Genomic DNA, 20,223 nt, shown 5'->3' with positions numbered 1-20,223 from the left:
TCATGCTTATGAATATGAAAGAGTTATTATCTGTAGCTCAGCAACATAAATTTGGTATTGGCGCTTTTAATATTGCTTCTGCCGAATTCGCCAGAGCGGTTATTGAGGTTGCAGAAAAGCTGCGTTCGCCGGTTATTCTTGAAATTCATCCTGATGAACATGATTTCACCGGCGATGAATTTATTTTCTATCTTCGTGAACTGGCTATCAAAGCAACGGTACCGGTCGTCATTCACCTGGATCATGGGCAGACTCTGGAGCAGGTTATGCGGGCGATTCGCACCGGCTATACCTCGGTGATGATTGATGCTTCAGCGCACCCGCTGGAAGACAATATCGCTATCACACGCCGCGTGACGGAAGTCGCTCATGCTGCAGGTGTTTCCGTTGAAGCTGAACTGGGTACCATCGGCGTGGCACAAGGCAGCGGCGAAGGTGGGCATGGCGAAATACTGTATACCGATCCGCAGCAGGCTGAGCAATTTGTCAACGAGACCGGGGTCGATACGCTGGCGGTCGCGATTGGTACATCGCATGGCTTATATCCTGCAGGAATGCAGCCAAAACTGGATATCGAAAGGCTGAAATCCATTAAACAGCGGTTAACCATCCCGCTGGTTCTTCATGGCGGATCGGGAAATAAGGATGAAGAAGTCGCCGAGTCTATCCAGCACGGGGTCGGAAAAATCAATATTTCCAGCGACATGAAAAAAGCATTCTTTGTTGCTCTGGAAGAAGAGCTGAAATCAGGCAGCCACGAACCTAACAGCTTATTTATCAGGCCAATGGAAGCCGCAAAAGCCGTTGTGGTTCACAAGATGCATTTGTTTTCATCTATCGGCAAGGCGGCGCTCTACGTCTGAGGTATGCGATGGGAGCAGAGGAAGTCGTGACCGACTCTGTTGCTGATGCCCTAAAACAGGGAATGAATCAGCGAAATGAAGCTCATCTCTCAGATGGGCACCCGTTGCAGTAAAACAAGTATAAAAAAACCCGCTTCGGCAGGTTTTTTTATGGGCTGGAACCTCAGAATATTCCAACAGTATTCCAACACCCTAAAGCAACAAGGGATTACCTTTCGGTAACCCCTTGTTTTGTTTGGCGGAAGCGTAGAGATTCGAACTCTAGAACCCTTTCGGGTCGCCGGTTTTCAAGACCGGTGCCTTCAACCGCTCGGCCACGCTTCCGGTATGGGGCGCACTATAAACACCTCTGTTGAGGCTGTAAAGCATCAATTTGTTCAATCGGCTTAAAAATAAGCAAAAACGTGTTATTCGTCTGAAATTCAGGCAGTTTGCGCAGAAATTCAGCGCAAACTACCCGCGCCGACCTAATGTTTTTTGATGTACATATCTTTGGTGTAGTAATACCCCAGTTTATCCGGCGTAAAACCCCCGACCCATGGCTTCACCAGATGGGTACGCACATAGTGATAGACCGGAATAGCCGGGACATCCTGGCCTAGTAAATCCTCCGCCTGCTGGTAGAACTGACCCCGCGCCGCGGTATCAGACGCTTTTGCCGCATTGCGCAACGCCTCATCGTAGGCTGGATTACTGTACTGAGTGGTATTTTCACTATCGCCGGTACGGAAGGTATTGAGAAAAGTCGCGGCATCGTCATAGTCGGCAATCCACGCGTAGCGCACGGCGTCAAAATTATGCGTGTGCATGGTGTCGAGCATGGTCTTCCACTCCTGATTTTGCAGCTTCGCCTCGACGCCAAGATTCTTTTTCCACATTGAGCTGGCGGCGATGGCAATTCGCTGGTGCGATTCCGAAGTGTTATAGAGCAAATTAAATACCAGCGGATGGGTCTCGTTATACCCGGCCTCACTCAACAGTTTTTTCGCCTCGGCGATACGTTTATCGCGCGACCAGCTGGCATATTCGGGATTGTGCAGCTTCACCCCACCGATATCAGGCTGGCTGACAAGCCAGGCAGGACGCTGCCCCTGCCCCAGTACCTTCTCCGCGATAATCTCTTTATCGAGGGCCATATTCAGCGCCCGCCGTACGCGCGGGTCATTAAACGGCGGCCGGGTCGTATTGAACTGGTAATAGTAGGTCGCCAGCTGCGGCGAAACATTCAGCTGTTCGCCCAGAGTTTTTTTAAGCTGGGCGAACTGGTTAATCGGCACGGTATAGACGATGTCGATCTCCCCCGCTTTGTAGCGGTTGATATCGGCGGCTTCAGAGCTTATCGGCAGATAGGTCACCTTATTGATGACGGTATGCGCGTTATCCCAGTAACGCGGATTGCGCTCTGCGACGATACGCTCGTTCACCACCCACTGCGACAGCTTGTAGGGCCCGCTGGTTACCATATGTTCCGGTTTGGTCCACTTGTCGCCGTAGCGCGAAATGAGGACTTTATCGAGCGGAACCAGAGACGGGTGCGCCAGCATGGCCAAAAACGCCGCATTCGGCTGGGTTAAGGTCACCTCAAAGGTCGCATCATCAACCGCTCTGACGCCCAGCGTCTCGGGCGCTTTTTGCCCCCGTGCTATCTCCGCACCGTTGACGATATGCATATTGCCGGGATAACTCGCGTAAGGGGACGCCGTGAGCGGCGACACCAGACGCTGCCAGCTCCAGACGATATCCTGCGCCGTAATCGCCGTCCCATCAGACCAGGTCGCACCTGGACGCAGGTGGAAGGTCCAGACGGTGTTATCTTTATTCTCCCACTTCTCCGCCAGCCGGGGCTGAATGTCGCCTGCTGGCGAAACGCTGACCAGCCCTTCGAAAAGATCGCTAATGATATTGTTTTCAACGTCGCTTTCGACTTTATGCGGATCCAGCGACGACGGCTCGCTGCCGTTATTTCTGACCAGCTCCTGCTTCTCTGCCAGCACCGTTCCCGGCGGCACCTGCGCGGCCAGCGCCGGGAGAGTGATTGAGAACAGACCGACAGCCAGCAGTACCCGCGTGATGTGATTATATTTTTGTGATTTCATATCCCTTGCCTTTGTTACGCTTCGTTTGTACCCTCTCCAGAGTTAGTCGCAGAATGGCTATAACGCAATATTTTTCAGTTAGTTATCAGATTTCGATCTGGCCACAGAAAGCAAATGAATAAAAATTCCACTTATTCGTCTTTTACTGGAATAAAATGCTGAATCCAGCCCGTTTACTTTGAGTAAAGATGGGTAAAAGCATTAGGGCTTCGGCCTCGTTTTTTTTATGCTTCATTATTAATTACATCTGTCATAAGAGAGTGACTCATGGATCGTATAATTACATCGTCGCGTGACCGTTCATCGCTGCTTAGCACGCATAAAGTTCTGCGGAACACCTATTTTTTGCTTAGCCTGACGCTGGCATTTTCCGCCATTACGGCGACGGCCAGCACGGTACTGATGCTGCCTTCGCCGGGTCTGATTCTGACGCTGGTCGGCATGTATGGCCTGATGTTCCTGACCTATAAAACGGCAAATAAACCTACCGGCATTATTTCCGCGTTTGCCTTTACCGGCTTCCTTGGCTATATCCTGGGGCCGATGCTCAATGCCTACCTGTCTGCGGGCATGGGCGATCTGATTGGCCTGGCGCTGGGCGGAACCGCGCTGGTGTTTTTCTGCTGCTCGGCCTACGTGCTGACGACCCGTAAAGATATGTCCTTCCTCGGCGGCATGCTGATGGCGGGCGTGGTTGTGGTGCTTATCGGTATGGTTGCCAATATTTTCCTGCAGCTGCCGGCTCTGCATCTGGCGATCAGCGCGGTGTTTATCCTGATTTCTTCAGGCGCCATCCTGTTTGAGACCAGCAACATCATCCGCGGCGGTGAAACCAACTACATCCGCGCGACCGTAAGCCTGTACGTCTCGCTGTACAACATCTTCGTCAGCCTGCTGAGCATCCTTGGCTTCGCCAGCAGAGACTAATCCTCTCTCCGGCTCTACTCAGGCCCCGCTTATGCGGGGCCTTATTTTTTGCTACACTGCCGCCATTTTCAGCGGTATGTGAAGAATCATGTTTATCTTTGAAGGCAACGAAATAGAGACCGATAGCGAAGGCTATCTGAAGGATACGACCCTGTGGAGCGAGGCGATGGCGACCGTTATTGCTGAACAGGAGGGCATCGCCCTGTCCGTTGAACACTGGGAAGTCGTGCGCTTCGTGCGCGATTTTTATCTGGAATTCAACACCTCACCGGCAATACGCATGCTGGTGAAAGCCATGGCGAACAAGTTCGGCGAAGAGAAAGGCAACAGCCGCTATCTTTACCGCCTGTTTCCGAAAGGCCCGGCTAAGCAGGCGACAAAAATCGCCGGTCTGCCTAAACCGGTAAAGTGTATCTAATACAAAATGGCGAATTTCCGCCACTCTCTGGTGGGCTGATGCGGCTCGGTCAGAACCCTGTCCACCCGCGCGCTGCGCGGCCCACCGGTCTTCAGCCAGGCAATAAGTTTCTCCACCTGCTCCGGTTCTCCGCAGGCCAGAACCTCCACGCCGCCGTCGTCGAGATTGCGCGCGTATCCCGTTAATCCCAGCTGCAGCGCCTCGCGCTGGGTCGAATAGCGAAATCCGACGCCCTGAACGGAACCGTATACCCACGCCATCGTGCAAACCGTTGCCATGTTTTCTCTCCTTTCCGGACATTGACTCAATGACAGAGGATAGCAAATTCTTTCAGCGTACATGCTTTGGTAATAACCCATAGTGCTGACGAAAACGGGCGGTAAAGCGCGAGCCTGACAGATAGCCGCTGCTTTGCGCAATGTCGCCAATGGGCCGCGACGTCGACTGTAATTGCCCCAGCGCGTAGGCCATCCGCACCTCTTCCACGATCTGGCGAAAGCTCCGGGACTCCTGCTGCAAACGGCGGCGCAGCGTCGATTCGCCAAGAAACAGCATTTTTGCGACTTTCGCCACGCTCCACGCTTCGGCAGGCGACAGCATAATAATCTGCCTGACCTGACCGGTTATGTCGTCGCGCCGTTCGTTAAGCAGCGGTCCGGCGTATCCGGCCTGATACAACGCCAGCAGCAACCCCATCGCCTGATGATGCTGTAACTCCGCCGAAAGCCCTTCCCGCACCACCTGCAGAACGCTCTGCCACATAAACGACAGTTCCGGCGCCAGCGGCGCGCAAAGCGAAGTCAAACGACCGACCTGCGGTTCGCTCATATAGCGATGCTTAAAATCAGCCAACAGCTCGGGCGTTAGTGACAGCAGATCGGAGCAAAACAGCCCGTTTTCCGGCTGATTTATGACCTCCAGTTCCACCTCGGCGGGCAAAATGATCAGCTGCTGCGGCGTTGCCAGCATCTCGCTGGCTCCCTGCACAATGACCTTACTGCCGCGGTTTACCCGGCAGATCGCGGGCGAGAACAGCGTGACGCGGTGCAGTTTGCATAGACGGCGGGTGGTAATTTCCGCCGCCGTTAGCGCATTATGGTGAAAATTGATATTCCGCATCATGCCGCCCTTTTTGTTATCTTACGGCCAGCGCCGTTAACTGCGCGCTGGCGATGGCGTGGCTGTGTAACATAAATCCGACTAACGCCCCGCTGGCCGCGCTATCAATGGGCAGCGTCGGGGTATCAAGCGCCCAGACCGTAAAGCGGTAGCGATGAGGTTTATCTCCGGCCGGCGGGCACGCGCCGCCAAAACCCGCATAGCCAAAGTCATTGCGCCCCTGTACCGCCCCGGCAGGCAGTTTAGCGTTATTTTTGTCTCCGGCGCCAGCGGCTAAACTTGTCACCTGTTGGGCAATATTCACCACCGTCCAGTGCCACCAGCCGCTCCCGGTCGGCGCATCCGGGTCATAAGCGGTCACCGCGAAACTACGGGTACCCGCCGGGGCATTTTGCCAGGCGATCTGCGGTGATACATTGCCGCCGGTGCAGCCAAAGCCGCCAAACCAGTGATTCTGCGCCAGAGACCCGCCATCGCGCATATCTACGCTGCTGATGCTAAACGCTGCGGCATTCGCCGTTCCGCTCATAATAACCATTATTGCGACAGCCCATTTCAATCCTGTTTTCATCGTATTCTCCTCCGTCGGTTGAGGAAATACTGTAAGATCGCGGCGAGATTTTTATTGTGCCAAAGCGCCTGCATTTTGTGCCGAAACGCTCACCTGCCGATAGCGGTGGAATGGTGCTTGCCACAGCCACTTGTGCTAATCTACGCGCCATTTTTTGGTGCCGATATTCACGTTGCTTAAAGGTAGCTCCATGACAGATTCCATTTTCCCCCGCTTAGTGTTAACCAAAGGACGCGAGAAATCCCTGCTGCGTCGCCATCCGTGGATTTTCTCCGGCGCCGTCGCCCGGATGGAAGGTAAAGCCCGTTCAGGTGAAACCATCGATATTGTGGATTCACAGGGAAAATGGCTGGCCCGCGGCGCCTATTCGCCTTCGTCGCAGATCCGCGCCCGCGTCTGGAGCTTCGATCGCACTGAAGCCATTGATAACGCCTTTTTCGAGCGTCGCCTGCAGCAGGCGCACACCTGGCGCGAGTGGCTGGCGGCCCGCGACGGGCTCGATAGCTACCGCCTGATTGCCGGAGAATCCGACGGCCTGCCGGGCGTTACCATCGATCGTTTTGGCGACTTTTTTGTGCTGCAGCTGCTGAGCGCCGGCGCTGAATATCAGCGCGCGTCAATTGTCAGCGCGCTGCAAACGCTGTTCCCGAACTGCGCCATCTACGATCGTAGCGATGTCGCGGTACGTAAAAAAGAGGGCCTGGAGCTGGCGCAGGGGCCGGTGGTCGGTGAACTGCCGCCTGCCCTGCTGCCGATTACCGAGCACGGTATGCAGCTGCTGGTCGACATTCAGGGCGGCCACAAAACCGGCTATTACCTTGACCAGCGCGACAGCCGCCTGGCGACGCGTCGCTATGTTGCGGATAAACGTGTGCTGAACTGCTTCTCCTATACCGGCGGTTTTGCCATCTCTGCGCTGATGGGCGGCTGCCGTCAGGTTGTCAGCGTCGATACGTCGCAGGAAGCGCTGGACGTCGCCAGACAGAACGTTGAGCTGAATAAGCTGGATTTATCGAAAGCGGAATTCGTCCGTGACGATGTGTTCAAGCTGCTGCGTAAATATCGCGATTCAGGCGAAAAGTTTGATGTCATCGTGATGGACCCGCCAAAGTTTGTCGAAAACAAAAGCCAGCTGATGGGCGCCTGCCGCGGCTATAAAGATATCAATATGCTGGCGATCCAGCTCCTGAACCCCGGCGGCATTCTGTTGACCTTCTCCTGCTCCGGCCTGATGACCACCGATTTATTTCAGAAAATCATCGCCGATGCCGCCCTGGATGCCGGACGTGATGTACAATTTATAGAACAGTTCCGTCAGGCTGCCGATCACCCGGTGATTGCAACCTATCCGGAAGGGCTGTATCTGAAAGGGTTTGCTTGTCGCATTATGTAACTTGAAAATGGAGAATCGGCCCGCATATAGCAGGTAATCATGTAACCCGGGAGGTGCTTATGATAGCCAGCAAATTCGGTATCGGCCAACAAGTTCGCCACACGCTTCTGGGCTACCTGGGCGTAATCGTCGATGTCGATCCAGAATATTCGCTCACGGAGCCGGAAGTGGACGAAATCGCCGCTAACGACGATTTGCGTCTTGCGCCCTGGTATCACGTGGTGATGGAAGATGACGATGGCCAGCCGATTCACACTTATCTTGCAGAAGCGCAGCTAAGCAGCGAGCCCAGCGACGAGCATCCGGAGCAACCGTCTCTGGACGAGCTGGCGAGAACCATACGCCAGCAGCTGCAGGCGCCGCGATTGCGCAACTAACCTAAAACCCGCGCTGCGGGTTTTTTATTACCCTATCATTTTGCAGTCGCTGCCAGCGCCTGGCATATCTGGTTATTGAACCGTCCGTCACGCTGCTGTTTTTCACTCCAGCGGGTATTAGCCAGCTTCATCTCACGTGAAATGCCCTCGCTATTAAGCGCAAGCTGTTGAAAAAACGGCGCGAGCATCGCCCCACCCGGTAAAACCTGAATTTTAAACACCGGGCTACCGTCGATGTAGCGATACGCCAGCGCGTGGTCCGGCAATATGGTGGCGGCAAACGACTGCTGCGCGTAGCTGGCCCAAAAGCTTGCCGCGCCGTAGCCGCGCGAGAAATAATTTTCGCAAACGGGCGGGGCGGCTAACGGCAAGATGCTTTGCTCCGCGGGCCTGAATGCATTTTCCATCCAGCGCGCCATGCCTTCCAGATACCATTTCTGTTTAAAAACCGCGTAGCCGTACTGATACAAATGGAACAATTCATGGGCGGGCGTAACGTTGCGCGCCGGCCGCCGGGCCGCATTGAGGACAATTTTTAAACCGCAGGGGAGCGTCGCGCCATCGCTCATGGTTTCCGCCGCCACGCGGTCAAAGGCCAGGCCGTGACCTTTGGGAAGCGTCAGCAGGTAGATATTAATTTGTCGGGCCTGGGTATAAATTTTCTGCTGCAGCGGCGGTCGTAGACCCAGCAGCGAGGTGTAAAGATATTTTGCAGCCTGGAGCTGGCTCGCGATGTCTTTCACGACATCCGGCACGCCATCGCCGGTACTATCCTGCGGATATTGCAGGGCGTCCTTACCCTGCAGGCTGTAATAAATATGAAACTCATCGACAACGTGCGCTTTTTCAAGATGATGATTGTGCAGCAGCGCTCCTGGCACGCAGCGGGCAACCTGCACCATGTCGCGGGCCAGCAGCGGCGCACAGCCGCCGCAGGCCAGCAGCAGCGCGACGACTCGCCTCATGGCCTCTCCTGCGGCGAGCGCGGGGGAAACGGACACGGACGATTACCCAACGCTAGCCGCCTGTGGACTCTTGCTGGCCAGGCCGATATCCGCCTTCGCCTGCGCTGCCATCAGCCGCTCGCTGGCCTGCAGCCACGCCGCCCAGCGTTCGGCGATGGCGCTGGCATAATAGCGTTGAGCGTTGCGCAGCGCGGCCTGCCGCATACTTTGCTGTAGCGTTTTGTCCGCGATAACCTTGATCAACGCCGCCGCCAGAGCTTCTTCATCGCCGCAGGGAACCAGCATCCCCGCCTGCCTGTCCTGCAGGATGTCGCGCGGACCGTATTTGATAGCAAAGCTAATCAGCGGGGTACCGTAGGCCATCGCCTCCACGGCGGAAATAGACTGCCCTTCCTGAGTCGAACAAAGCACGGTACAGCAGGCCGTTTTATGCGCCTGGGCGATGTCGGACGTGAAGCCATTGATATGGATCGCCTGCGCCAGCCCCCACTCCGCCACCTGCGCGCTCAGGCTGCGCCGCAGCGGCCCTACGCCATAAGTGTGCAGCTGCGCATCGGGGATAACCGCCAGCACTTTACGAAAGGCGCTCAGCAGTAAGGCGTGCTGCTTCTCCTCCGAGTAACGCGCGAGGTAGATAACCGTTTGTGACGGCACTTTCTGCGGGTTTGCCGGAATATTGCCGTTATCGAGATGGTTGGGGATCACCGCCATCTGCGAAGCCGGGAATCCCTCCTGCTGCAAATCCTGCCACTGCTCATCGGTGAGGATAATCAACTGGTCGACGAGATCCGGCTGCTCCAGGAGGTGTCGATATGAGCTTTTCAGCGCGCCGTTAGAGAGCTGATGATGGGAGTGAATAATGGCGCTTAATGAGCAGGCCATACGCTGAGCTGGCCGTGAACAGACGAAGTTTTTCCACGTTTTATTTTTATCCACGATAAAGTGCCAACGCCCTTTACCCGCCAGCATGGTTTCCAGCATCCACGAAAAAAAGTCCTCCTCCAGAGTAAAGCGTTTGACGTCGCCCCCGGCGAGGGCAATTTCCAGAGCGCTGAGCCGCAGGTTGCCTTTCTTCTCATCAAAGCTTTTACGCAGCAGAATATTGCCGGCGCTATCGATATAATCTTCGATAATTTTCCCCTGCGGGCGTAGCAGGAAGTTCTGTTTTCCCACCGGCAGGTCCGCGTCGGGATTGACGACATGCCTGAGTTCAATACTCCCCACCAGCGGCTCCAGCGTCGCAATCGCGTTCATCTCCAGGCAGTCGCTTAACCACTGGTAAAGGTTATAAACCGGTACCTCTTTGGGCAGCGCCCCCCGCGCCTTCAGCGCCTTGACCACCGTGGGTAATTCGGGATTCCACGTCGCGGTAATCAGCCAGGGTACGGCGCGCAGATGTTCGGTGAACAGCTTCGCCCGCCGCATGGCGGCCACCTCGATACCGTTACCGACATCGCGTAGCGTCTCCAGCAGAAAAACGGGCGTCGCATCAATCGACGACGGCGCGTTGTCCTGCTGGAGCGACGGCTTTTTTGCCGCTAAGTGGTATTTCTGATAGGCGATAAAGCCGGAGAGATAGTGTTCGACGTCATCGATACGTACGCGGTAGCTGTGGTGGCGTATAAAGAAGCTGTTAACGATCCGCGCGGGATTTTTAAAGAACATCGCCAGCTCGGGCCAGAAGAAGCCGTTCAGCAAATAGCGGGCGCGGGTTTCCAGCGCCTGCCAGAATTTTTGCTGGTCAAAATCATCCAGCAGGTGGCGGTGCTCGGGCGAGGCGCCCAGCCGGGTGACCATTTCCGACGCCGCCATCATTAGCTCCAGCAGCGTGGGATAGGTCGTCACACGATGCAGTACGAAATCAAGATGATCGCGCACATTATTGAGACCAAAACGAAAGTACTTCTCCTCCGGGCGGAAGCGGGTTAATTCATTTACGCAGTAGCTCAGCCAGTGGTCGTGATGCTGCCAGTGTTTGTTTTGAATGAAATAGGCGAAGGCTTTTTCCACCACGTCCAGCCACAACGGCTCTTTGGTCAGGCCGTACAGGCGCATCAAGGCAAACGCCGCTTCGCCATCGTAGTAGATAATGCGGAATTTGGCCTTCAACGACAGATCGTGGCTATTTAATACATGAACAAATTGGCCGCTTTGCGGATCCTGCATCCAGGCAATACCGGTCGCCAGCTGCGCCATCAGCGGCAGGTACTGCCGGTCTCCGGTCGTTTCGGTATATTTTACCAGCGCCAGGATGCTGACGGCATTACCGCCAAGCTTGATCTCCTCGCCAACGTCGCAGAGGAACGCTGCCTCGCGCCCATCATCCAACGTCCGCACCTCAATCAGCGTGCTTACCAGATACGCAATCGCCCGGTCTATGGCCTGGCGAACCGACGGCTGGCGCGTCGCTTCCCAGCCTTCGATCAGCGAATAGGTTGAGCTGGCGTGGCGCAGCGCGTTATAGGAACGGACCGGGCGATCGAAACAGGGGAACCAGCCATAATGATACAGCCCGTCTTTCCTGACCTGACGGGCCAGGTAATCGCTGCCTTTTATAATCACCTCAGCCAGGCACGCTTCCTGCCAGTTTTCCCCAATGGCGCGATAGCCGGAGCCCCTCCCGGCATGTTCAATGACTTTTACGCCAAAGCGATCGCAAAAGACCGCCTGAGTTTTAAAACGCCACAGAGGCTGCTGCGGATCCTCCGGCCAGCTAAGCGTCTGCTTAAACCGCCGCTGGCCGTAGTTTTGCAAATTGATGCTATTCGGCGCGACGACGCCATTATCGCCGTCGTAGAGCAGCGCGTTGCCGGCGATTTCCTGCTCTAGCATCGCACAGCTAAACTGCGGGTCAAACGCGAGTCCAAAGCGAAAATAGTTGCGCTTGGTGACTCTGAATTTCTCATTGAGGGAGTGCCAGCTGAGCTTTTCCACGCTGTCCACAACGTCGATACGCAGCCACTGCGGTTCATTGGCCTGCTTTTTACGCCACTCCTGCAGCGCTCTGGCCCCCGCCAGCCAGGCGAGATCGAAGCTGGTTCCGCTGGCGATATGCATATGCGCCCGCTCTGTGCCATCGCTGACGCTAAAGAAGATCACCCATGCCGGATAGTCAGAGGGCAACACGGTGGATTTCAATTTTTTGGCCTGAAAGCAAGCTTGTTGCAGTAAGTCACTTAGCGCCATCTTTCCCTCTCCATTTATTCAAGAATGCGTTGGATGTTTAAAAATTATTATCAGAGACTGCAAACAAACTCGTTTTAGAGATTGCGCCACATTATTGTCGGGTGGCGTATGACGCCTTATCCGACCTGTCATTCCCGTATACCGCGCCGGGGTATCAGCCCCGGCACATCTCCCGGACCGCAAACGGCGGAGAACCCGTAGCCGACAAGATGTTCGCACTTTGATTAGCGCTCCCGTAATGCTTCTTTGGCCCGATTAAATGGTTTTACCAGATAATCCATAACCGTTTTTTCACCAGTCTTAATATCAACGGTAGCGATCATCCCCGGGCCAATTAAAAAGCGCTTGCCGCTCTTATTCTCCAGGTAATCATTATCAGTACGGATAAATACCCGGTAGTAGTAAATATCGGGTTTAGCTTCATCCTGAGTGGTATCCGGCGATATGGTTTCCACCACGCCGTTAAGTGCGCCATAGATGGCATAATCATAGGCGGTAATTTTGACCAGCGCCTGCTGGTCGGGATGGATAAAAGCAATATCGCGAGGGGAGATCCGCGCTTCGATTAATAAACGGCCGTCTACAGGCACGATTTCCATCAATTCGCCATTGGGCGCAATAACCCCACCAATAGTATTGACCTTAATATTTTTAACAATTCCCTGTACCGGCGAGCGGACGGTTAAACGCGTCACCGAATCGGCGCGCCCTTTAATCACTTCCGCCAGGCTGGCTACATCGGCATTGGCTTTTGACAGCTGTTCACGCGCGTCAACAAAATAACGCGTATTGAGATCGATTTTTTTAAAACTAATATCCGCGACCTGCTGACGAAGACGCAGCACTTCGACGTTGCTCGCCGCCCCGGTTTTCGCCAGTTTTTCAGTAATGGCCAGTTCGCTATTGACCAGCTTTAACGACTCATCCAGCTGACGCGTCGATTTGCTCAGTTGCTCCTTGCGGCTATGGTAAAGGCGGGTCTCCTCCGCCAACAGCGCGGGCCAGGCTTTCAGGGTGTCGGGAAACACCAGCGGCTGATTGTTGACCTCAGCAGTTAAGCGAATGCTCGCCGCCAGAGAGGCGCGATACTTCGCCTGGCTTTCCCCCACGTTAGATTCGCTGCGGGTGGGGTCGAGGCGCGCCACGACCTGTCCGGCTTGCACTTTGCTGCCCTCCTGCACGTTCAGCTCGGTTAAGATGCCGCCATCGAGGGTCTGAATCACCTGCTCCCGGGAGCTGGGGATCACTTTTCCGGTGCCCGTAGAGACTTCATCCAGCACGGCGAACCAGGCCCAGACAGCGCCCACCAGCAGCATACCGGCCAGCAGCAGTATCAGCCGCCGCGATTTTACGAGCTTCGCTTCGTCTTGTTCGTTATCCGGCAGCAGCGCCACCGGGTCATGATCCGCCATCAGGGGAAGCTTATTCATATATTCACCACCTGGCCGCGGGCTTTCTCTTGTTCAAAGACGGTGGCTTTAGGTTTATCCAGCGCCAGCTGTCCATCCTGGATGACCAGAATCCGGTCAACGATATTGAGCACCGCCGCTTTATGCGTGGCGATAATCATCGTTCGCTCGCCGGCCCATAGCGCCAGCTGTTCCACAAAGGCCTTTTCCGTTCGCTCGTCGAAATAAGAGGTCGGTTCATCAAGCAGGACGATGTTCGGATCGCGCAGCAGGGTTCTGGCCAGCAGCAGCGACTGGCGCTGGCCGCCTGAAAGCCCCACCCCGCCTTCCATGACAATATGTTCGAGGCCGAGGGGCAGTTTGCGTACAAACTCCAGAGCGCCGCACAGGGTAAGCACCGAGAAGATTTCATCATCCGTCGCCGCTGGCCGCCCAAGGATTAAATTCTCGCGCAGGGTGCCGTGAAACAGCCGCGCCTCCTGGGTGAGCAAAGTGGCGTTGCGGCGAATATCCGCAAGGTCGATCTGCGGCAGGCTTAAATCATCCAGCCGCAGTTCGCCGGCGACCAGCTCGACGTTGCCCATCATCGCCTGCAGTAGGGTCGATTTACCGGCGCCGATTCGCCCAAGGATGGCGATTCTCTCACCGGCTTTAATCGATAGCTGGTTAATTCGCAGCGGAATCGCGGCGTCGTTAAGGCCGTAGCGGAATTCCGCCTGGCGGAACTCGTAGTTACCGTGCAGCACGGCGCGGTGAACCCGGGGTTCGTCCTGGCCGCCTTCGACCGGTAGCGCCATCAGATTATCGAGGCTGGCCTTCGCCGTTTTCACCTGCTGCCAGCGAGCAAGCACGCCGCACAGCGCGGTCATCGGCGCGACCATGCGGGTTGAAAGCATCGATGCCGCCACCATGGCCCCGGTGGTGATGTCGCCATTAATCACCAGCGGCGCGCCGACCACCACTACCGTGGCGTATAGCAGGTTTTGTACCGACATTCCCCAGCTGACCAGGCCGTGAGTGAGCCTGCGCGTTCTGACCCCCGACTCGGCGGTAATCGCAATATAGCTATTCCACTGATGCAAAAAGCGGCTTTCCGCCTGCATCATTTTGATGTCCTGCAAACCCTGAATACTCTCCACCAGAATGGCGTTTCGTAAGGTATTTTCGTGCTGATTTTTGTTGGCCAGCGCCGCGAGCTTGCGCTGCAATAGCAGGCCGGGCAGGATCATCAGAACCGTCGCCACCGGCGCTATCCAGCTTAGCCACGGCGAGACGATAAACAGCACCACCTGGAACAGCAAAAAGAACGGTAAATCCGCCACGATGGTCATCATCGTTGAGGTCATCATTTCGCGTACCTGCTCCAGCTCGCGGATTTGCGAAATAAAGCTCCCCGTTGAGCGCGGCACTGCGCTGTTTTTCAGGCGCAACGCGTGGCCGAAAACCCGGTCCGAGACGCGAATATCCCCACGTTTGCCGAGCAGATCCGTGACGTGTCCGCGCATAATTTTCAGCGCAAAAGCAAATACCGCCGCCAGCAATACGCCGCTGAACAGGACATAAAGAGTGGGATAAGACTGGGCCGGGATCACCCGATCGTATACCTGCATCGAAAACAGAATCCCGCTCAGCGCCAGAACGTTAATGGCGAACGAAGCCAGCATGACGTGCATATAGGGGCGAAGATCTTTCAGCACAATTTTACGCAGCCAGTCCGGCTGAAAGCGGGTCAGATAGCTTTCTGTGCGAATATCCCTTTCCGGAGCCGACGGGCGAAAAGCAACGGTCTTGTCAATTTCCGGCAGCAGGGTTTCCAGCGGGCAGTAGCTGAGCAGCGACAGCTCCTTCACGAACCGCACCCCGACGGCATTATTGACGTCAAAGCTTTCAACTATCGCCACCTGGCCATCGCGCAGTTGGATAACGAGCGGTAGCCGCCAGGCCGACATTTTCTGATCGGTGGCGGATAAAAACTGGCAGTGTAATCCGGCGTGGCGCGCCAGGTGCCGGAGCGCTTCGGGCAGGGTTTTCTGCGTCGCCCATTCGGCAGCCGCATGTAGCGTTCCGGGAGAAAAACTTTGTCGATAGTGGTTGGCAATAAAGGCAATCGCATTCGACCAATCGGACAAGTGCGGTATTCCGGCACGTTCATCTTGTGGGGTCATGGGCGGATCTCCACGCCCTGGATATTTTGATTTTCCAGCGCGAACACCGTGCGCATCTTGCCGGTGCTGAACAGGCAGTCCAGCTCCAGCGAGCGCAGTTGTGATTCCGTCAGGACCTGGCTAAATCTGGCCTGGTAAATTTCCTGATCGACGTTGAGCAGATCCAGCAGCGGCCGTGAACCGAGCTGGAGATACTGATCCTGGTACAGCGCCCGGGTTTGCTCGCCCAGCTGCTGCTGTCGTTTCTGAATCCCCAGCGACTGGGCAAGATTGACCGCTTCATCGCGAGAGGCGTTCAGCTTCTGGCTGGCGTCCAGCTGGGCGGTTTTGATCGCCGCATTCGCCGCCGCCAGACTTTGTTGGGCGGCGTCTCGGGAGGCGGTCATCGCCCCGCCCTGGTAGATAGGCATTTGCACTTTTACCCAAGCGGAATATTGCGTTTTATTCAGCACCGCGCTGTTGGCGTAGTTATCGTTAAGATAATGGGTCACCTCCGGTTCCAGGGAAATCGTCGGCAGCATTTGCGCGTTGGCGTTATCCAGCTGCGCCTGCGCCTGACCGGCCTGGGCCAGCGCCGCCAGTACCGCTGGAACGGTACGGTAATCGATTTTGGATACCGCGCAGGCGGCATCCATTCCCTGCGGGACATCATCCGTTACCGTCGCGATTCCGCCGATGCCGATATAGGTCGCGAGCGTGGCTTTCCAGCGTTCAAGGGCCGCCTGATATTGCAGGAGCGTGGATTGCGCGCCTTCCACGCGGGTATCGGTCTGCACAACGTCCGATAATGAAGATGCCCCCGCATCGTTGCGCTGGCGAATAAGATCGCCGATCTGCTGTAGCGAGTTAACCTGCGCTTTGGCGATTTCAACCAGCTTTTGATAGCCCTGCACCTGGACTACCGCCGCGGCGGTATCGTGAGCGACCTGATCGATATTCAGCATCACGGTGGCCTGCTGCTGAGCCACGCCGGAGTCTGCTGCTCTCACCGAACTGGACACTTTGCCGAAGTCGTAAAGCATTTGCGACACTGAGACGACCAGCGATGGCGTATATCCGGCATCAGAATAAGTGTTTGTATAACCATTATTCATACCCGCACTTATTTGCGGGTAATATTTTGCTTTCGCCACATCAACTTTTTGCGCCATCTCCTGAAGCTTACTGACCTCCTGCGTAATAGAGGGATGCCAGTTCACCGCGTTTTTTACCGCCTTTTTAATATCCAGCGGACCGGATATTCGGGTCTGACTGTTAATAATCTCGTCGTTATACCCCGCGACCTGCTGATTATCAGTTAAACGCTGGCTGCTAATATCATTCGGTAGCAAATATGAATTTTCCGCATGAGCTGAAAGCGACGGATTTAACGTGATTAATAGAGCTGTATAGCCACAGGTTATGACATTCCTTTTTTGTATAAATAGACGCATCAAATTTACCCTTCAGAAAACACGCACTGAAAAAACGGATATAATAATTTCCGCATCATTATTTTTATTAAATGATAGTCGGCGTTCTCCCGCTTCACTGACCTGAATGATTCCTCCGCGATAAAATAATCTGGACGGCGCTTCCCTGTGCCGTCATCGATTTAAGCTAGTTAATTGGAGTTATTGGTATCAAGCAGCTCGTTGAGCGAATTGATATGCACCCCTTCCAGCGTGATTAAGGTTGTCGATTGATGGCCGCCTGCGCCACCGTCGCGGTCGATAGATACCACCGTATTACTGCCCACGTAGCTCAAGGTGACATAATTGCCCAGGCTACTGCTGTTACCATCCCAGCCGACCAGCAGCGCCGATACGTCGATATGATCCCCTTGCGCAACCGAGAAGTCCTTCCAGGTATCGCTTCCGTTGCCGCCGGTATTATCATCGGCCAGCAGGTTGTAGATTACCGTGTCGGCCCCGATGCCCAGGGTGAAGGTATCGTCGTAAGCGGTACTGTGGATGTCGTCGCCGTTCACGCTGCCGGTAATCTGCGGATGCAGATCGATAGTCAGCGTCGCCGCGGAAGAAGCGCCATTGCTGTCGTTCACCGAGTAGGCAAAGACTTCCTTATGCGTGATGGTCGACACATCCATTCCTGCCTTCAGACTGTAGGTGTAAGAACCATTATTCGCCATCGTCAGGGTGCCATAGTCACCGTAAATTGTGACGCTGGCTGCGCTTACGTTACTCCCGTTGCTGGTCGTGATACTGCCATTGCTGTGGAAAGTCCAGGTTTCCGCAGCGCCGCTGGAAGTGTGTCCGGAGACGCTGTAAGACGAGTACAGTACGCCATGGAAATCTTCCGTACCGCCTGAGTTATTTCCGTTCTGTATATTTCCACTGACGTTGGTTCCCGCCACCGTGTAATGCGTTGCGGTGTCAATGGTCGTACCGGTTATCGAAGCCCCGACGGTATAATTCGGTGCCGGCGTTAAGAAAGTATCAAGAGTGGCGGTTGCCTTAGACACCAGAACCATCTCGTAATTACCTTCGCTCAATGCCACATTCGTCAGCGTTAACGTATCCGCAGCGTTTGTTGTGGTGCCGATAACGGTGGTCAAGCTCTCTGTCGGCGTGCCCTGCCATACAAGAACCTTACTGCCATCGCTGAGCACGTGATAAATGCTGACCGTGCTGTCTATTTTGACGGTATTGACCACCGAGCCACTCGCGGTGTAGTTCACTTTCACCGAGAGCGTATCCATTTCGCGATCGGCCCCAACGCTGAAGTTGATGGTCCTGGTTGCTGATACGCCTCCCGTGGTTGATTTACCGCTTGTATTCAGCCCCGCAGTGTCAATCGCCGGAACATTGACCGTTGCCAGCGCCGTTGCTACGTTCAGCGTGACCTGGTCATTGACCGCCAGCGAAGCCGGGCTATCGATATCGATCGTCAGCGTGGTGCTCGCCGTGTGGCCGAGGCTGTCAGTAATGGTGTACGTAAAGACTTCCGATTGACCGACGCTATTCACTCCGCCATAAGGCTGATAGGTATAGCTACCGTCGCTGTGGATGGTCAACGATCCCCATGCGCCCTCTATCGTCGTTCCGCTGCCGCTGACCTCCTTAGGTTCAGCGCCGTTAACCGAGGTGGCGGTGACGCTGGTCACCTTAATATTGACCCCTGTATCCGCCACGTCGCCTGCACCATCGCTTTGCAGCACGTTGCCCGTCAGGCTGTCGGTGTGATAGCCCTCAGAATCGGTGACCGAGACGTTGACAAAGGTCCCCAGGTTCAGGTCCAGCAGGGCCCCCAGCAGGCCTCCGGTATTCGGTGATGAGACCACCGCCGTATACGATCCTGAAGGTAACATCGAGGACCAGCCGCCTCCGCTATAGCCGAGGCTGAGCCCGATGCCGTTAACGTTAATGTTGACGGCGTTTGTCAGGACCTGCACGACTTCTCCGGTAGCCTTATCGATGATAGAGAGATCCGCCGTGAAGGACGATGCGCCGCCCAACAGGCTCAGCAGCGTCGTCAGTGCCGCGCCCAGACTCAGACCGGTGCTCCCTGAGACCGTCAGCAGCACTTTTTCGTTCGCGCCGGCGGCCACATCAAAGTCAAAGCTATTACCGTTAAGTAACCCAACATTGACGTTACCGAGTAACGAGACGCCGACGAGCTGCCCGACGGTACCGCTTTCTCCGTTGAGAGTATCGAACGTCGCGGTCAGATCCGTTTCCTGAGCATCCGGATTGGCCTGCGCCGGTTCGATATTGCCGCCGATATTAATCGTCAGGTTCGTCGTCGATGTATTACCCGCTTCATCGGTAATGGTATAGCTAAAGACATCCGATTTACCGATAGCGGCCCCGCCTTTGGTCAACTGGTAGCTATAGCTGCCATCAGAGTGAATCGTCAGCACCCCATAAGCTCCGGTGATATCGACGCCAGCGCTGGTCACATTGACCGGGGTCGATCCGTCGACGGAATCCGATACCGCACTGGTGACCGAGATGCCCTGACCGCTATCCTGCATATCGCCGCTGGCGGTTGTATCCAGCACGTTACCTTCAATGGCGCCGACGCTGTAGCCAACCGAATCCGTCACATCCACGTTGACGAAGCTTGCCACCTGGGCCGCTGCCAGCGCGTTGATTAACGATACCAGGGTGCCGTTACTTTCCGGCGCAGAGATAACCATGGTGTAGTCGCCGGCCGGCAGATTGGCGAAGGAGACCGTGCCGTTATAGGAGAGCCCGCCAAGCAGGCTCGCCGAGATAGAGACGCTGTTTTCCGCTATCGCCACAACTTCACCGGTGACCGTATTCACCACCGACAGATCGGCCTTCAGGGTATTTCCTGCCCCCAGCAGATTGACGATAGTGGTCAGCAATCCGCTCGCCGTCAGCAGCGAGTTGCCGTTCACCGATACCGTCATATCCTCCACGGTGCCGGCTCCCACGCTAAAGCGCAGATTATTGCCCGCCAGCAGCGAGACATCGACGGTGCTGAGCAAGGTCAGGCCAACCAGTTGACCGCTGGTACCGCTGACGTTGTTCAGGTTACCTTCCAGCGCGACAACGTCCGGGCTGTTGCTATCGGGGTTGGCCTCAATATCGCTGTCAGAGTCCGAGTCGCTGTCAGAGTCGGAATCGCTGTCGGAATCCGAGTCGCTGTCAGAATCCGAATCGCTGTCGGAATCCGAGTCACTGTCGGAGTCGGCATCGCTGTCGGAATCCGAATCGCTGTCGGAGTCGGAGTCACTGTCGGAATCCGAATCACTGTCAGAATCCGAGT

General features: G+C 55.4%; 15 protein-coding genes and 1 tRNA gene. 5 read left to right on the top strand and 11 right to left on the bottom strand.

What is annotated here, in order from left to right; genetic code table 11:
* Nucleotides 1-2: 2 nt before the first annotated feature.
* Nucleotides 3-863: a ketose-bisphosphate aldolase gene (locus ABLV12_RS03125; RefSeq protein ID WP_335270664.1), complete on the top strand. Its 861-nt coding sequence runs from the start codon at nt 3-5 to the stop codon at nt 861-863.
* Between the two features lie 236 nt (nt 864-1,099).
* Here the strand turns inward: ABLV12_RS03125 and ABLV12_RS03120 are convergent.
* Both ABLV12_RS03120 and ABLV12_RS03115 read right to left on the bottom strand, forming a co-directional pair.
* Nucleotides 1,100-1,187, bottom strand: a tRNA-Ser gene (locus tag ABLV12_RS03120).
* A 143-nt stretch (nt 1,188-1,330) separates the two neighbouring features.
* The gene (locus ABLV12_RS03115) at nt 1,331-2,959 is read right to left on the bottom strand and encodes an ABC transporter substrate-binding protein (RefSeq protein WP_004100830.1); all 1,629 of its coding nucleotides are present in this window, start codon (nt 2,957-2,959) and stop codon (nt 1,331-1,333) included.
* A 267-nt stretch (nt 2,960-3,226) separates the two neighbouring features.
* Between ABLV12_RS03115 and yccA the strand changes: the two genes are divergently transcribed.
* Together yccA and tusE are read left to right on the top strand one after the other, a co-directional pair.
* Complete coding sequence (gene yccA, locus ABLV12_RS03110; RefSeq protein ID WP_004100829.1) at nt 3,227-3,886, top strand: FtsH protease modulator YccA; 660 nt, start codon at nt 3,227-3,229, stop codon at nt 3,884-3,886.
* Between the two features lie 88 nt (nt 3,887-3,974).
* The gene (gene tusE, locus ABLV12_RS03105; RefSeq protein WP_004100828.1) at nt 3,975-4,304 is read left to right on the top strand and encodes a sulfurtransferase TusE; all 330 of its coding nucleotides are present in this window, start codon (nt 3,975-3,977) and stop codon (nt 4,302-4,304) included.
* Here tusE and yccX read toward each other — a convergent pair.
* The 3 genes from yccX to ABLV12_RS03090 are packed head-to-tail and all read right to left on the bottom strand — an operon-like array spanning nt 4,301 to nt 5,994.
* Nucleotides 4,301-4,582, bottom strand: a complete 282-nt coding sequence (yccX, locus tag ABLV12_RS03100; protein ID WP_160887621.1) for an acylphosphatase — start codon at nt 4,580-4,582, stop codon at nt 4,301-4,303. The two genes, tusE and yccX, sit on opposite strands and share 4 nt — an antisense overlap.
* 52 nt (nt 4,583-4,634) lie before the next feature.
* On the bottom strand, nt 4,635-5,423 hold the full coding sequence (locus tag ABLV12_RS03095) for a helix-turn-helix domain-containing protein (RefSeq protein ID WP_160887654.1): 789 nt from the start codon (nt 5,421-5,423) through the stop codon (nt 4,635-4,637).
* 16 nt (nt 5,424-5,439) lie between these two features.
* Nucleotides 5,440-5,994 carry a YbhB/YbcL family Raf kinase inhibitor-like protein gene (locus ABLV12_RS03090; protein ID WP_348866770.1) on the bottom strand — a complete coding sequence of 185 codons (555 nt, stop codon included), beginning with the start codon at nt 5,992-5,994 and terminating at the stop codon, nt 5,440-5,442.
* Nucleotides 5,995-6,184: 190 nt separating this feature from the next.
* On the opposite strand from ABLV12_RS03090, the gene rlmI reads away from it, so the two are divergent.
* Together rlmI and hspQ are read left to right on the top strand one after the other, a co-directional pair.
* The gene (gene rlmI / locus ABLV12_RS03085) at nt 6,185-7,387 is read left to right on the top strand and encodes a 23S rRNA (cytosine(1962)-C(5))-methyltransferase RlmI (RefSeq protein WP_047720066.1); all 1,203 of its coding nucleotides are present in this window, start codon (nt 6,185-6,187) and stop codon (nt 7,385-7,387) included.
* Nucleotides 7,388-7,446: 59 nt separating this feature from the next.
* Nucleotides 7,447-7,764: a heat shock protein HspQ gene (gene hspQ / locus ABLV12_RS03080; protein WP_004100817.1), complete on the top strand. Its 318-nt coding sequence runs from the start codon at nt 7,447-7,449 to the stop codon at nt 7,762-7,764.
* A gap of 35 nt (nt 7,765-7,799) precedes the next feature.
* Here hspQ and ABLV12_RS03075 read toward each other — a convergent pair whose 3' ends face one another.
* The 6 genes from ABLV12_RS03075 to ABLV12_RS03050 all read right to left on the bottom strand — a co-directional run.
* A complete protein-coding gene (locus ABLV12_RS03075; RefSeq protein WP_160887619.1) occupies nt 7,800-8,729 on the bottom strand; it encodes a peptidase in 930 nt (309 codons plus the stop codon).
* Between the two features lie 42 nt (nt 8,730-8,771).
* On the bottom strand, nt 8,772-11,915 hold the full coding sequence (locus ABLV12_RS03070; RefSeq protein ID WP_348866769.1) for a glycosyltransferase: 3,144 nt from the start codon (nt 11,913-11,915) through the stop codon (nt 8,772-8,774).
* A gap of 224 nt (nt 11,916-12,139) precedes the next feature.
* A complete protein-coding gene (locus tag ABLV12_RS03065) occupies nt 12,140-13,345 on the bottom strand; it encodes an HlyD family efflux transporter periplasmic adaptor subunit (protein ID WP_348866768.1) in 1,206 nt (401 codons plus the stop codon).
* Nucleotides 13,342-15,489: a type I secretion system permease/ATPase gene (locus ABLV12_RS03060; protein ID WP_004100811.1), complete on the bottom strand. Its 2,148-nt coding sequence runs from the start codon at nt 15,487-15,489 to the stop codon at nt 13,342-13,344. The genes ABLV12_RS03065 and ABLV12_RS03060 overlap by 4 nt, the downstream gene beginning before the upstream one ends.
* Complete coding sequence (locus ABLV12_RS03055; protein WP_224314124.1) at nt 15,486-16,922, bottom strand: TolC family outer membrane protein; 1,437 nt, start codon at nt 16,920-16,922, stop codon at nt 15,486-15,488. The genes ABLV12_RS03060 and ABLV12_RS03055 overlap by 4 nt, the downstream gene beginning before the upstream one ends.
* A 170-nt stretch (nt 16,923-17,092) precedes the next feature.
* Nucleotides 17,093-20,223, bottom strand: a 3,131-nt coding sequence (locus tag ABLV12_RS03050; protein WP_348866767.1) for a type I secretion C-terminal target domain-containing protein, incomplete at its 5' end; no start/stop codon positions are given.

Origin of the sequence: Klebsiella sp. CN_Kp100, assembly GCF_040065315.1 — a bacterium.
GTDB classification, from domain to species: Bacteria; Pseudomonadota; Gammaproteobacteria; order Enterobacterales; family Enterobacteriaceae; genus Klebsiella; species Klebsiella oxytoca.
This window is presented reverse-complemented; position numbering and strand designations above follow the sequence as displayed.

Bases quoted from the DNA above. Each gene is read 5' to 3' on its own strand.
- ABLV12_RS03125 (WP_335270664.1), top strand. From the start codon at position 3: ATGCTTATGAATATGAAAGAGTTATTATCTGTAGCTCAGCAACATAAA.
- ABLV12_RS03115 (WP_004100830.1), bottom strand. From the start codon at position 2,959: ATGAAATCACAAAAATATAATCACATCACGCGGGTACTGCTGGCTGTC.
- yccA (WP_004100829.1), top strand. From the start codon at position 3,227: ATGGATCGTATAATTACATCGTCGCGTGACCGTTCATCGCTGCTTAGC.
- tusE (WP_004100828.1), top strand. From the start codon at position 3,975: ATGTTTATCTTTGAAGGCAACGAAATAGAGACCGATAGCGAAGGCTAT.
- yccX (WP_160887621.1), bottom strand. From the start codon at position 4,582: ATGGCAACGGTTTGCACGATGGCGTGGGTATACGGTTCCGTTCAGGGC.
- ABLV12_RS03095 (WP_160887654.1), bottom strand. From the start codon at position 5,423: ATGCGGAATATCAATTTTCACCATAATGCGCTAACGGCGGCGGAAATT.
- ABLV12_RS03090 (WP_348866770.1), bottom strand. From the start codon at position 5,994: ATGAAAACAGGATTGAAATGGGCTGTCGCAATAATGGTTATTATGAGC.
- rlmI (WP_047720066.1), top strand. From the start codon at position 6,185: ATGACAGATTCCATTTTCCCCCGCTTAGTGTTAACCAAAGGACGCGAG.
- hspQ (WP_004100817.1), top strand. From the start codon at position 7,447: ATGATAGCCAGCAAATTCGGTATCGGCCAACAAGTTCGCCACACGCTT.
- ABLV12_RS03075 (WP_160887619.1), bottom strand. From the start codon at position 8,729: ATGAGGCGAGTCGTCGCGCTGCTGCTGGCCTGCGGCGGCTGTGCGCCG.
- ABLV12_RS03070 (WP_348866769.1), bottom strand. From the start codon at position 11,915: ATGGCGCTAAGTGACTTACTGCAACAAGCTTGCTTTCAGGCCAAAAAA.
- ABLV12_RS03065 (WP_348866768.1), bottom strand. From the start codon at position 13,345: ATGAATAAGCTTCCCCTGATGGCGGATCATGACCCGGTGGCGCTGCTG.
- ABLV12_RS03060 (WP_004100811.1), bottom strand. From the start codon at position 15,489: ATGACCCCACAAGATGAACGTGCCGGAATACCGCACTTGTCCGATTGG.
- ABLV12_RS03055 (WP_224314124.1), bottom strand. From the start codon at position 16,922: ATGCGTCTATTTATACAAAAAAGGAATGTCATAACCTGTGGCTATACA.